This is a genomic window from uncultured Nisaea sp., assembly GCF_963974195.1.
Classification (GTDB): domain Bacteria; phylum Pseudomonadota; class Alphaproteobacteria; order Thalassobaculales; family Thalassobaculaceae; genus Nisaea.
Window position 1 is genome coordinate 44,858 of sequence record NZ_CAXBDC010000006.1, and the last position, 13,338, is coordinate 58,195.

Here is a 13,338-nt window from a genome sequence, read left to right on the forward strand (position 1 = left end):
GCAATTGAATTGCGGGCTTCTATTGAGTTACGGGCTTCTCTGGCCGTGACTTCGGTTGCCCCGCTCAGATGTCCGGCGGAGTCTCACCAACAGCCGTCAGCGCATCCCTGAGCTGGCCTTTCAACCGTTCCAGCCCGACCTCGGTCTGGGACTCGCAACGGGCCACCAGCACGTCCTGCGTGTTCGAGGCGCGCAGCAGCCACCAGCCGTCCGGCGTGTTGACCCGGACCCCGTCCGCGTCGGACACCTCGATGCCGGTCTGGCCGGAGAGCCAGTCCTTGACCTCAACCACCACGTCGAACTTGCGAGTGTCGTCGCACTGGAAGCGCATTTCCGGCGTGTTCATGACCTGCGGCAGAGCATCCCGGATGGCCGACAGCGGCTCGTCCCGGTGGCTCAACCCCTCTATCAGCCGGACAGCCGCGTAGAGCGCGTCGTCGAAGCCGTAATAGCGATCCTTGAAGAAGATATGGCCGCTCATCTCACCGGCCAGCGGTGCGCCCGTCTCCGCCATCTTGGTCTTGATCAGGGAATGGCCGGTCCTCCACATCAGCGGCTGGCCACCGAATTCCGCGATCTTGTCGAACAGCACCTGACTTGCCTTCACGTCGGCAATGATGGTTGCGCCCGGATTTTCCTTCAGCACGTCTTCCGCAAGCACCGTCAGAAGCTGATCGCCCCAGAGTACCCGGCCCTTGTCGTCGATGACGCCGATGCGGTCACCGTCGCCATCGAAGGCAATCCCGAGATCTGCACCGCGCTCCAGCACCATGGCCACGAGATCCTCAAGATTCTCGGGTACGGTCGGGTCCGGATGATGGTTCGGGAAGGTTCCGTCGACTTCGGGGAACAGCACCTTGTGGTTCGAAGGCAGCCGCATGCAGACTTCGTTGACCGACGGGCCGGCCGCGCCATTTCCGCAATCCCAGACAATCTTCAACTGACGGCCAAGGTTCACGTCCCGCAGCAGGCGGTTGACATAATCGTCAAGGATTTCGACATCCTCGACCGATCCCTCTCCGCTTTCAAAATCGTCTTCAGCCGCGATCCGGCCGAGATCCTGGATGTCGGCACCGAAGAACGGCCCCTTGCCCATCATCATCTTGAAGCCGTTGTGGCTTGGCGGGTTATGCGAGCCGGTGATCATGATCCCGCCATCGGTCTCGAGGGCATGGACCGAATAATAGAGCATCGGTGTGGCAACGCCGCCGAGCCGGGTGACGGAGATCCCCGCCGCCATCAGTCCCTCGACCACGGCCGCTTCCATCTCCGGCGAGCTCAGCCGTCCGTCACGGCCGACGGACACCTTGGTACCGCCATTGCGGATGACCCGGGTGCCAAAGGCCTGGCCAAGAGCCCTCGCATCGTCGGTGCTCAGCGTCTCGCCGACAACACCGCGAACGTCATACTCCCGGAGGATCGTCGGCAGGAACCGATGCGCACTCATGCCGACACCTTCGCATCGACCGTGCTGCGTCCAACGCAGACATATGTGAAGCCGGCCTCGGCCATATCTTCCGGATTATAGACGTTGCGCAGATCGACCATCAGCGGCTCCTTGAGCAATCCCTTCACGCGCTTCAGATCAAGAGCACGGAACTCGTTCCACTCGGTAATGAGCACAACGACATCGGCTCCATCGATCGGCGCATAGGCATTGTCACACATCTCGACATCGGGAAGCATCTGACGTGCTTCCTTCATGCCTTCGGGATCGTAAGCCTTCACCGTGGCACCGGCGGCCTGCAGGGCCGGGATGATGTCGAGGCTCGGGCTGTCCCGCATATCGTCCGTGTTCGGCTTGAAGGTCAGACCAAGGACAGCAACGGTCTTGCCCGAAACGGAACCGCCACAGGCCTGAATAACCTTGTCCGCCATCTGTTTCTTGCGCTTGTCGTTGATGTCGACAACCGTCTCGACGATCCGCAACGGCGCCTTGTAATCCTGCGCGGTCTTGACCAGCGCCAGCGTGTCTTTCGGAAAGCAGGAGCCGCCGTAGCCGGGACCAGGGTGCAGGAACTTGCGGCCGATCCGGCCATCGAGACCGATACCGCGCGACACGTCATGCACATCTGCGCCGACCTGCTCGCATAGATCCGCGATTTCATTGATGAAGGTGATCTTGGTGGCGAGGAAGGTGTTCGCCGCGTATTTGATCAGCTCGCTGGTCTGCAACGAGGTGAAGACGATCGGCGTCTCGATCAGATAGAGCGGCCGGTAGATTTCCCGCATCGCTTCCTGAGCGCGCTCGCTCTCCGTGCCGATCACCACCCGGTCAGGCCGCATGAAGTCGGTGATCGCAGCCCCTTCGCGCAGGAATTCCGGGTTCGAGCAAACGTCGAATTCAACGTCCGGCCGGGCCTCCCGAATGATCCGCTCGACCTCACGGCCGGTGCCGACAGGAACCGTCGATTTCGTGACAACAACAGTATAGCCGTCCATCGCCTCGGCGATCTCTTTCGCCGCGCCATAGACATAGGAAAGATCCGCATGCCCGTCGCCGCGCCGTGTCGGCGTGCCGACGGCGATGAACACCGCATCCGCGTCCCTGACCGCCGAGGTCAGGTCCGTGGTGAAGGTCAGGCGTCCGGCCCGCACATTATTGGCGACAAGATCATCCAGGCCCGGCTCGAAGATCGGAATTTCTCCGCGGTCGAGACGGGAGATTTTCACCTCGTCCTTGTCGACGCAGACGACGTCGTTACCGAATTCCGAAAAGCAGGCTCCGGATACCAGGCCAACATAGCCCGTACCGATCATGGCAATACGCATGAATTCGCTCCGTTATCAGGCGTAATTCTTCAAAAAGCTCCGGACGGCATCGGCCATGTCCGGACGGTCGAGAGCATAGGCGATATTCGCTTCAAGGAACCCGGCCTTGTTGCCGCAGTCAAAGCGATGGCCTTCAAACAGGAAACCATTGAAAGGCTGCAAGCCGAGCTGCCGCGCCATTGCGTCCGTCAGCTGGATTTCTCCCCCGGCGCCCTTCTCGAAACGCGCCAGATCCTCGAACACCTTCGGCTGCAGAATGTAGCGGCCGATAATCGCATAATTGGACGGCGCTTCTTCCGGCTTCGGCTTTTCCACAAGGCCGCGCACCTCGATCAGGCGGTCGTTGACCTCGCCAGGCGTAATGACGCCGTAGGACTGGGTTTCCTCGCGCGAGACTTCCATGGCCGCGACCATGTTTCCGCCGACCTTGTTATAGGCGTCGACCATCTGCTTCAGGCACCCCTTGCCATTCAGGATAAGGTCGTCCGCGAGCAGAACGGCAACAGGCTCCATGCCGACGAAGTTCCGGGCGCACCAGACGGCATGACCAAGCCCCAGCGGTTCCTGCTGGCGCGTATAGGAAAACTGGCCGGGCTGCGGAATCGTCGCCTCGACAACCTTCAGCGCCTCTTTCTTACCGCGGTCTCCGAGCATGGATTGCAGCTCGAACGCATGATCGAAATGATCCTCTATCGCGGACTTTCCCCGGCCGGTGACGAAGATGAACTCCTCGATTCCGGCGGCACGGGCTTCCTCGACGGCGTACTGGATAAGCGGTTTATCGACAACCGGGAGCATTTCCTTCGGCATCGACTTGGTTGCAGGCAGGAAACGCGTACCAAGCCCCCCAACCGGAAAGATCGCCTTCCGAACTGGTACTGGCATATCTGAACCTCGATTCGTTGCTTGGGTCGCCACCCGCCATGATGACCGGCAAGGGGCTCCGTTATTGGCACATAACCGGCGAAAACCGCAAGGATCGCTTGGCTCAAGAGCCGAGCAGAACGTCTTTCGCCTCGTTGATCTGGGCTGCAAGGTAATCGGATCCGCCCCGGTCGGGGTGATTGACCATCATCAATCGGCGATGAGCTTCCCGAATCGCGGCCGGTTCCGGGTTGTCTTCCAGTCCCAAAATCTCTAACGCGCGCGCACGCGTCATGGTTCCATCGGAGGCGGCTTCCGCATGCCCTCCCCCCTCTCCGGCCCTGTCCCGCCACTCGTTTCCGTGCAGGGAATCGAGATAGCTTTCCAGCACCGCGAGGGATTGCGGATCGTTCCGCTCGCAATCCCGCAGCAGCTCGAGCAGGTCCTCCAATGTCAGATCGGAAAGCCTGGCGCCCCGGAACCGGCCGCGCAGCACCTCGCCCTCCACAGCGCCGCTGTCATGATCGAGGGTGACGTCCAGTGTCTCGGTACGCACGGAGCTGCTCTGCCCGGAGGATGGGCCGCGCGCCATCTTCACCGCGTTCCGGAAACGGCGGAAAAGGGCGCCGGCCCGCATGAGCATGGGAAGTCCAATCAAGCCCGCATACATCAACCAGTCGAAACGCCGGAAAAAAATCAGCGCGACGACCAGAAGGCCAAGCAGACCGAGGCCGACCCATTTCGCCGACGCCCGGATCTTGGCCGGATCCGCATTGACGAACCAGTAGCCAATCAGACCGAGCCCGACCAACAGGCTGCCGCCCAGTATCAGAAACTGCACGTGGCTCTCCTCCCGCCGGGCGCTGTCATTTACCGAAACGATGGGTCAGCTGCAGCGCTGCCCCACCACGCCGCGACGAGAAATCCTGCAGGGCCTTGCGGCCTCCAGCAGCATAAACCGCGACAGCCCCCAGCAAGTCACGGAGCTGCTGGGCGCTGTTGCCATCGAACGGGCAGCACGCCCCCTTGGTCAGCCGGGCAATCTGCTCGAAAGCGCGCCGCGCGACCGGATCGCCGCCTTCATGAAAGATAAAGACCGGAACCCCGAGGACACCAAGTTCACCGGCACGATGACAGACAACGTCGATATCCTCTTCAAAGGCATCGCCCACGAACACCAGCGCCTGCACTCTTTCCTTGCCGGTCTCCGCGATGGCGTGACCAAGCAAACGGTCGATCTGGGTCTGACCACCAAGGCAAAAGACGCCGGTCATCTCGCGCAGCAGCTTTTTGGTATCCGTCAGCCAGGCGCTGGCCTTGAATTCACCAAAGCCGCGATAATAGGCGAGCTGTACGGCAAGCCCCCCAAGGGCATCCGTTTCCGAAAACATCTCGCCCTGTAGCTGGCAGGCCCTGTCCCAGGAAGGCTCCCGGCTGGCCGTCGCGTCCATCGCGAACAGAAGCCGTCCCGGACGACCCGCCGTAACGGCGGCGGGGGCCGTACGGACCCGGCGCACAAAAGCATCGATATCGGATTGGGACGAAACCGGTCCCGCTGCCGGTTTGTTGACAATCCCACCACTCTTTTTTCGCGTGGTCATCTTCGCTACTTCACTTTCCTCAAGGCTTTAGCATTATGTTGCATCACAGCCCGAGGTTTCCAACCCGCATCATGAGGGAGATCATAATGGAGTTCCAGGTCAGGGCACTTCAGGAAAAGGATGCAGAGCGCGTGGCGGAGATGGCTGCCGCCCTGTCAGCCCATGAAGGCATGCCGCCGCCGCCCTTCGATGCGTCGGATGTGATCCGGTACGGCTTCGGCGAACACAAGCGGTTCGACGGTATCGTCGCGGAGAGGGATGCCGATCTGATCGGCTACACCATCTTCATCAACAGCTTTAATATCGGCCTCGGCACACCGGGCATTCACATGCTCGACCTCTATGTCGACGACCGGGCCCGCGGCATCGGTGCCGGACGCGCGCTGATCGGCGCCGTCGCAGCGGAAACCATTGCACGCGGCGGATCCTGGGTGGTCTGGCAATCCCTGCCGACCAATTCGGTTGCCATCGAATTCTATAACCATATTGGTAGCCGGCAGTATCAGGCTGCGGATTTCGAGCTTAGCGGATTGACACTGAACGAGATGGCGGCCGAGTCGCGCTGGCGCTGAGCCGGTATTGACCGCCTACACGGCGCCCGGCCAGACCAGCTCCAGGCGAATACCGCCCGGCTCGCGAAACATCATGTGCTTCCTCGGCCCCTTACCCATAAATTCCGGCATGAACTCGACTTCCACTCCCGGCCAGTCCCGTACCCGCGCGGCGGTGGCATGCAAGACATCTTCGTCCGGCACCTCGATGGCAAGGTGGTGCAGACCGATATTCGCCCGCCGGTCGAAACCGGCCACGTCCAGCGTGTGATCGACCTGCCAAAGCGTCAGGCGCAAGGTTCCGTCCGTCACGGCATTACGCGGATAGCTTTCGTCACGCGCCACCTCTTCCCAGCCGAGCACATCGACAAAGAACCGGGTGGTCTCGTCCAGATCACGGACGGACAGGCCCAGGTGATTCAGTCCGGTGGTCACACTCACGAAAGCGCTCCATTCTTGCGGCAAATGCCGAACATGAAATCCGGGGAAGCGCCCCCCTACTCTTCGTGACCCTTGTCGCCCATAACCGGCGGCGTCTCGACGGCCTCGTCATTCGGCTCACTGGAATGTGGTGTCGGAACCCGGTTCGGCAGTTGCAGGGAATTCAGCAGGCCGCGCACTTCCTGGCGGGCAGCAACATGGGAAAGCTGCGGTTTGCCGCTGTCCCCGATCTCGAAAACATCCAGCATGGTCAGGCCGCGCAGAAACAATTCACGGAAGATCACCCGCTCACTGAAGCCGGGCGCCACCCGGAAGCCGATCCGCTTTGCCAGCAGACCGACCACGCGCTCCATTTCCTGCTTGTTACGGGCCGCGAGGCTGGAAAGACGGTTACGCATCACAATCCAGTCGAGCGTGCCGCCGTCACGGGCCGCTTTCTGCTTGCGGGCTTCCCAGACCATCTCGGAATAGACGCTCGGCTTGATGATCTCACCGGTCTTGCCGTCGACGTTAGCCAGCATGTCGAGATCGACGAAGCTGTCATTCAGCGGCGTGACCAGCTTGTCCGCATACCCTGTCGCGAGCCGGCCAACATAGGTGTCCGTGCCAGGGCAATCGATCACCACGAAATCTGACTCGGCGCGCAGCTTCTTCAGAACAGCCTCGAACCGTTGCCGGTCCTCCGCCTCTGCTTCCTTGCGGTTCGGCTTGTCGCTGCGGGAAAGAAACACATGCACGGGCATCGGCATCGAAATGCCATCATTCTTCATCGTCCCCGCGCGGTTCGAAAGATAGCGGGTCAATGTCCATTGCCGCATGTCGAGATCAATGGAGCCGACCTTGAAGCCGAGCCGGAGCAAGGCCACGGTCACATGCATGGAGCCGGTCGATTTACCGGAGCCACCCTTTTCATTGCCGAAAACAATAACCGTTGCCGGATCGTCGGCGCCGAGGGGCGCGCGCGCCTTGGCGCCGGTATCCGGAGATGGGTCGGTCACGTCAGTACCTCGCGAACAAATGCCTTCGGTTCTTATATCCGGTCCCTGGCGGCGTAAAGAGCGAAGCGGCACAGGCGAATACATCGATATCCATGGCTCAATATTTCAGAAGTACCTTATTAGCCACATTTTGCTCACATTATAGCCCGCATATTCGGCAGCAGGGAGCAAACAGACACGGCACGCATTCGTCCCGGCGAGAATCCCCGTGAGCAGCCCCTCTAAAATGAGGCCCGCACAATTTGTCTCCATAAAATATGCAGAACACACTTATCGAGCCTTAAAACCATATTTCTGCATAAAAATAATGGCTTATTGCGCTATTTTGCCCGTTTTTACGAAAATAGAGCCGCGCGGCAGCCTGCAGCCATGTCCAGCGCTGAATTTTCTTTTTTTTGAATATTTTTAAGGCAACGAAGACTTCACCTCCCGCCTGCTTTTTCGTCAACTGAATGTGCCCTTTAGGTACGGGAGGTTAGGATGAATCTGACGATGGAACACCGGACCGCTCGGTATACCGGCGATATTCATGAGCTGCTCTATGATCGCGTCGGTACAATCAGCAAAGCCGACGGGTATGACGACCCCCACTCGCCCGAGGTTGGCCTTTGGGTCTTCTTGCCAAAAGAGCCGAGCTGCGAGCCGGTTTTGATACGCAGGCGGGACTGGGAAGAAGAGGTTCATTGATCCCGGGGCGGAGCGGTTCCGCGCCCCGTGCCGGAACCACAATGAACTAACCCAGAAATAACGGGATGGCGTCAGGCTGGCGGAATCATCACGAGTGATGCTCCCGCCAGTGCCGGGCAATATCCAGCCGCCCCGTCACCCAGACATCATCGAAACCCTTGATATAGTCGAGCAGCCGCGCCAGCCCGGCCGCCCGCGCCGGATGGCCGATGAGCCGGGTGTGCAGACCGATCGACATCATTTTCGGCTGGGTCGCCCCCTCCGCATAGAGCATGTCGAACCCGTCCCGGATAAACTCGAAGAACTGCTGACCGGTATTGAGCCAGCCACGGGAGAATTTCGAATCATTATGGGTGAGTGAATACGGCACGACGAGATGCGGGTTGCCGCCGACCTCGACCCAATAAGGCAGCTCGTCATTATAAGCATCGCTGACATAGAGAAAGCCGCCCTCTTCCACCAGCAGCTCCCGCGTCGCCTCGCCCGGACCGTGCCGGCAGTACCAGCCGAGCGGCCGCTCGCCGACGGTTCTCTTCAGGGAGTCGATCGCCCGCCGGATATGGTCCTGCTCTTCTTCGCGGGACAGCTTGAAATGCTCGATCCAGCGCCAGCCGTGGCAGCAGATATCGAATCCGGACGTCCGGATCGCCTCGGCAAGTTCCGGATTACGTTCAACCGCCAGCGCGCAGGTGAAGAAGGTCGCCGGCATCTGCCGTTCCTGAAACAGCCGCAACACGCGCCAGAAACCGACCCGGCTGCCATATTCGAACATGGATTCCGCGGCAAGATCACGGCTGCCCGGCCCCGTTGGCGAGTCCGGCGATTCCGTCAGGCTGGCCTCGGAGAAACCATCGCCGTCCGGGATGGAATATTCCGACCCTTCCTCGATATTCACGACGAAATTCACCGCCAACCGTGCCCCGCCGGGCCAGCGCGGATCCGGCGGATTGGCTCCGTAGCCCACAAGATCGCGCGGATATGCCGTCATGGTTTCTCACTCCCCGAATGTTCACAGGTCAGACTAACGCGCCGCCGCGCAGGGTGCGATGCCTTTGGAAGTTCTTGGCAATCCCGCCGCCCGCATTAGGATCATCCGGGTAGATCAACAGGTGAGCGGAGAAAGATAAATGGCGGTCCTGATTTTGGGTGGCGCGGGCTTTGTCGGCCTCAACATCGCGGAAGCTCTTCTGGCGAAGGGTGAGACCATCGTGGTGTTCGACCGCCGCCCGATCCCGGCCGCCGCGAAGCGGGCCTTCGCCACGCATCCAGGCACCGCCGTCGAGGTGGTGGGTGACGCGCTCAAGGACGGCGCCATTCTCTCCGCGCTGACAGAAAACAAGGTGGACCGCATGTTCTGTGCCGCCGCCATCACCGCCGGACCGGAACGGGACGCGAATGCACCGCGCTCCATTCTGGAGGTCAACCTGATGGGCTTCACCGCCGCGCTGGAAGCCGCGCGGGACGCCGGCCTCAAGCGGGTGATCAATGTCGGCTCCACCGCCGCTTACGGCACGACGGCCTTCGGCGACAAACCGCTCTCGGAAGACCTACCGGCCTGGCCGCACAATATGTATTCAACGACGAAGTTCGCGTCGGAATGCATCATCCGCAGGCTGGCCGAACTATGGGACATGGACATGTTCAGTGTCCGCCTCTCCGGCGTCTTTGGACCCTGGGAAGTGGATAGCGGGTTGCGCGACACGCTGAGCCCGCAGATGCAGGCCTCCCTCATCGCACTCAAGGGCGGCGAGGCCACCCTGCGTTACCGGGACATGCGGGACTGGACCTACAGCCGCGACATCGCCGACGCCCTGGTTCGCCTGATCAACAGCGAAAGCCGCCCCTACGACGTTTTCAATATCAGCTGCTCGGATGCCTGGAGCACGGCGGACTGGTGCACGCTTCTCGCCGGCGGCTACCCGGATTTCTCCTGGCGTCTCGCCAAACCGGAAGAAGAGCCGACGGTGAACCAGCATGGCGACACGGACCGTCAGCTCCTGGTCAGCGCCCGGTTGAAAGAGGCTCTCGGCTGGTCTCCGGACCTGAATCCGGAGCGCAGCTTTGCCGATTTCAAGAAATGGGCGGATACCTACGGAGATTACTGGCTCAAATAGAAACTATCCGGATTACCCGGACAGTTTCTGCATCTCGTCCCGGACTTCCTTCGCCGCGACATCGGTTGTCCTCACCGCTTCACGGATTTCTTCAATGCTGCTGTCGATTTCCCGAACGGAACTGGCGACGGTCTGCATGCCCTGGGAAATCTCACGGGTGACGGCGGCCTGTTCTTCAACGGCCCCGGCAACACCTGCAACGCTTTGAGACACCTCACTGATAGAGTTTTTGATCACCGCCAGAACATCGACAACCGACCGTGAGACGGTCTGCATACCCTCGATCTCGTCGGAGATTTTCGTGGTCGCCTCGGCCACCTGATTGGCCAGTCCCTTCACTTCGTTGGCAACCACGGCAAAGCCTTTCCCGGCTTCTCCTGCCCGCGCGGACTCAATCGTCGCGTTCAGGGCCAACAGGTTGATCTGCGATGCAATATCCTGGATCAGGCCGATGATCCCGCCCATCGCGTCCGCCGCCGTATTGAGTTCCGTAATGGAGGTATCCGCGGAATTTATCTCGTCAAGAGCACGGTCCACCTGCTGGTTCGAAATCGAGGTGTTTTTCGCGATCTCCTGAATGGACTGGTCAAGCTCCTCGGAGCCGGCAGCAACACCGTTCACGGCATCGCTCACCTCACCGGATGCTCCGGCAACGGCTCTCACTTTCATCCGGGCCGTTTCAGCTTTGGTGCCGATGGTGTCCATCCGGTCATTCACAACGGTCACGACCTTTTCGGTGCGCATCCGTGCCATCACCTGCCCGGTCACATCGGTCGCGTATTTGACGACCTTGAAGGGCTTTCCGTTCATATCCATGATCGGGTTGTAGGAAGCCTGAATCCAGATTTCCTTCCCGTCCTTGCCAATCCGGCGGTATTCCGCCTGACTGTATTCCCCGGCCTGCAGGTGGGCCCAAAAGTCCGTGTAGGCTTTGCTCTCCGCTTCCTTGGGATCGACGAAAATGCGGTGATGCTGCCCCTTCACTTCCTCAAAGCTGTAGCCCACGGCATTCAGAAAGTTCTCATTCGCAGTGATGATTGTACCGTCGAGCTCGAACTCGATGACGGCCTGGGATCGGCTGATTGCATCGATCTGCCCCCGTTTTTCCGCATCAGCGAGCTTCCGGGCCGTAACATCAATGGCAACCTTCATAACCCGATAGACCTTGCCGCGCCGGTCCAGCAACGGATTATAGGAGGCCTGAATCCAGACTTCCTTGCCGCCCTTGCCGACCCGTTTGTACTCGGCGCGCATGAAAGTACCTTCAGCGAGCGTCTGCCAGAACGTCTTGTAGGCCTCGCTTTCACGCTCACCCGCCTCAACAAAGAGGCTGTGGTGCTTCCCCCGGACTTCATCGAGCGAATAGCCCATCAGGCCCAGAAAATTCTCATTAGCCCCAATGATCGTGCCATCCGGCGTGAACTTGATCGTCGCCAGAGACTTGTCGAGAGCCCGATTGATCGCCTCCAGCTCCAGACGACCATTGCTACTGCTGTTATAGGAGGGGCCAAAAAAAGACATGTGAAACCTTCCAGAGAGGGATGCGCACCAACCAAAGACCGTCACAAATCAACACACCAAGACACACCGCAGGACACGCAGTGTGCATGCCAAGTCACCTACTGCTCGAAGCTTTACGCCCCCCCAATCGAACAGTGACGCTATCCGGCCCGGATGCTGAAATTTATATCGGTCCCACAACATCGCATTTGGCGAACCAAGCGAACTGTTGTCCCTGGATATTGTCGTAACAACGTAAACAACTCCTTACCAAAAAGAGTGTGCATATTAATTTTAATCGGAAAGGATTCCAAAAATCCGGTTAACACCAGCAAGGATAATAAAATTCCTTGCCGCGCCAACAACTTGCGGGTGCCGCATTTTTTCGAAAAAACAAAAACACCTATGATTAACAATCAACCCGTAGGTCAACATCAATGGAGCGCGGAAGAGCAAGCACTCCATTGATGAGAGGATGTTTGTTAAGCAGATGCTTGTCCGGAAGCCTGTTTTTTCAGGCACACCATCTTCGCCGTCGTGCAGAAAATCTCCATCGCCCGCTCCAGCTCGTCCACCGTCGGCATGGTCGGGGCAAGGCGGATATTCCGATCGCGCGGGTCTTTGCCATAGGGGAAGCAGGCGCCGGACGCCGTGAGCTTCACGCCTGCCTCGGCGCAGAGCTTCACGGTTTCGGCCGCGCAACCGTCCAACAGATCCACGCTGACGAAATAACCGCCCTCTGGCTTGGTCCAGGTGGCAAGCCCCGTGCCCTCAAACGCTGCGGTCAGGGCTTTATCAACAACGGCGAATTTCGGCGCGATGATCGCGGCATGCTTGACCATATGCGCGGCGACGCCGGCCGTGTCCTTGAAGAAGCGGACATGGCGGAGCTGATTGATCTTGTCCGGGCCGATGCTGGAATAGAACATCCGCTCCAGCTGATCGTCGATGTTGGTTTTGGAGGCGGACATTGCCGCCACGCCGCCACCGGCCAGGCTGATCTTGGAGGTGGAGACGAAAGTCAGGATACGGTCCGCATTACCCGCCGCGTCAGCCGCCTTCTGGATATTTTTAACCGAGGCAATCTCACCGGTCAGGTGATGCACCACATAAGCATTGTCCCACATGATCCGGAAATCCGGCGCGGCGCATTTCATGGCCGCCAGCCGGTCCACCGTCAGGTCCGAATAAACGGCACCGGTCGGGTTGGAATATTTCGGCACGCACCAGATGCCCTTGATGGAGGCGTCTTCGGCGACCAGCGCCTCGACTGCGTCCATGTCCGGCCCGTCATCCAGCATCTCGACCGGGATCATCTCGATGCCAAGCCGCTCGCAAATGGCGAAATGCCGGTCATAACCCGGCACCGGACAAAGAAACTTCGCGCCTTTCCAGGGCCCGTCGCCGCCCGGCACACCGAACATAACCGCACCCAGAAGCGCGTCATACATCATCTGCAGGCTGCCGTTACCGCCCGCGATCACCAGATCCGGCGTCGTCTCCATCAGCTCCGCGAACAGTGCCCGCGCTTCCGGGATCCCGGCGAGGATACCGTAATTGCGGTAATCGGTGCCGTCCGCGCCCTTGCAATCGTCACTGCTGACGAGCTCGAACATGGCCGCCGCCAGATCGAGCTGAGCCGCCGAGGGTTTGCCCCGGGTCATGTCGATATTCTGGTTGCGGGACTTCAGGTTTTTGTAGGCGGCGGAAAGGGTTTCGAGGTCGGACATATGCTCGATCCGGTTGGGCTGTTGCGATGCAGCGGACGCTAGCAGAAGGCCGGTTTCGAGGCCAGAACAGGATTGTCCTG

13 protein-coding genes are annotated in these 13,338 nt (G+C 59.9%); 3 read left to right on the forward strand and 10 right to left on the reverse strand.

Features of this window, described 5'->3' with window-relative positions:
- Positions 1–64 precede the first annotated feature (64 nt).
- From AAC126_RS02645 to AAC126_RS02665, 5 genes are all read right to left on the reverse strand, one after another.
- Positions 65–1,447 carry a phosphomannomutase/phosphoglucomutase gene (locus AAC126_RS02645; protein ID WP_339849759.1) on the reverse strand — a complete coding sequence of 461 codons (1,383 nt, stop codon included), beginning with the start codon at positions 1,445–1,447 and terminating at the stop codon, positions 65–67.
- Positions 1,444–2,772: a UDP-glucose/GDP-mannose dehydrogenase family protein gene (locus AAC126_RS02650; RefSeq protein ID WP_339849761.1), complete on the reverse strand. Its 1,329-nt coding sequence runs from the start codon at positions 2,770–2,772 to the stop codon at positions 1,444–1,446. The genes AAC126_RS02645 and AAC126_RS02650 overlap by 4 nt, the downstream gene beginning before the upstream one ends.
- A gap of 15 nt (positions 2,773–2,787) precedes the next feature.
- Positions 2,788–3,657, reverse strand: a complete 870-nt coding sequence (galU, locus tag AAC126_RS02655; protein WP_339849763.1) for a UTP--glucose-1-phosphate uridylyltransferase GalU — start codon at positions 3,655–3,657, stop codon at positions 2,788–2,790.
- Between the two features lie 103 nt (positions 3,658–3,760).
- Positions 3,761–4,477 carry a hypothetical protein gene (locus AAC126_RS02660; protein ID WP_339849765.1) on the reverse strand — a complete coding sequence of 239 codons (717 nt, stop codon included), beginning with the start codon at positions 4,475–4,477 and terminating at the stop codon, positions 3,761–3,763.
- Positions 4,478–4,502: 25 nt separating this feature from the next.
- Positions 4,503–5,237: a VWA domain-containing protein gene (locus AAC126_RS02665; RefSeq protein WP_339849767.1), complete on the reverse strand. Its 735-nt coding sequence runs from the start codon at positions 5,235–5,237 to the stop codon at positions 4,503–4,505.
- A gap of 86 nt (positions 5,238–5,323) precedes the next feature.
- Here AAC126_RS02665 and AAC126_RS02670 point away from each other — a divergent pair, with 86 nt between their 5' ends.
- Entirely contained in the window at positions 5,324–5,809 is a 486-nt protein-coding gene (locus AAC126_RS02670) for a GNAT family N-acetyltransferase (protein WP_339849768.1), read from the forward strand.
- 15 nt (positions 5,810–5,824) lie between these two features.
- On the opposite strand, the gene AAC126_RS02675 is transcribed toward AAC126_RS02670, so the two are convergent.
- The gene (locus AAC126_RS02675) at positions 5,825–6,229 is read right to left on the reverse strand and encodes a VOC family protein (protein WP_339849770.1); all 405 of its coding nucleotides are present in this window, start codon (positions 6,227–6,229) and stop codon (positions 5,825–5,827) included.
- Between the two features lie 56 nt (positions 6,230–6,285).
- The gene (locus AAC126_RS02680) at positions 6,286–7,227 is read right to left on the reverse strand and encodes a division plane positioning ATPase MipZ (protein WP_339849772.1); all 942 of its coding nucleotides are present in this window, start codon (positions 7,225–7,227) and stop codon (positions 6,286–6,288) included.
- 480 nt (positions 7,228–7,707) lie between these two features.
- Here AAC126_RS02680 and AAC126_RS02685 point away from each other — a divergent pair, with 480 nt between their 5' ends.
- On the forward strand, positions 7,708–7,914 hold the full coding sequence (locus AAC126_RS02685) for a hypothetical protein (RefSeq protein ID WP_339849774.1): 207 nt from the start codon (positions 7,708–7,710) through the stop codon (positions 7,912–7,914).
- 88 nt (positions 7,915–8,002) lie between these two features.
- On the opposite strand, the gene AAC126_RS02690 is transcribed toward AAC126_RS02685, so the two are convergent.
- A complete protein-coding gene (locus tag AAC126_RS02690; protein WP_339849777.1) occupies positions 8,003–8,902 on the reverse strand; it encodes an allantoinase PuuE in 900 nt (299 codons plus the stop codon).
- A gap of 139 nt (positions 8,903–9,041) precedes the next feature.
- On the opposite strand from AAC126_RS02690, the gene AAC126_RS02695 reads away from it, so the two are divergent.
- A complete protein-coding gene (locus AAC126_RS02695; RefSeq protein WP_339849779.1) occupies positions 9,042–10,028 on the forward strand; it encodes an NAD(P)-dependent oxidoreductase in 987 nt (328 codons plus the stop codon).
- 12 nt (positions 10,029–10,040) lie between these two features.
- Here the strand turns inward: AAC126_RS02695 and AAC126_RS02700 are convergent, their stop codons facing one another.
- Positions 10,041–11,549 (reverse strand): PAS domain-containing methyl-accepting chemotaxis protein, encoded by a 1,509-nt coding sequence (locus AAC126_RS02700; protein WP_339849781.1) that lies wholly within the window; start codon positions 11,547–11,549, stop codon positions 10,041–10,043.
- A 461-nt stretch (positions 11,550–12,010) separates the two neighbouring features.
- Positions 12,011–13,258 (reverse strand): aminotransferase class I/II-fold pyridoxal phosphate-dependent enzyme, encoded by a 1,248-nt coding sequence (locus AAC126_RS02705; RefSeq protein WP_339849783.1) that lies wholly within the window; start codon positions 13,256–13,258, stop codon positions 12,011–12,013.
- Positions 13,259–13,338: the final 80 nt, after the last annotated feature.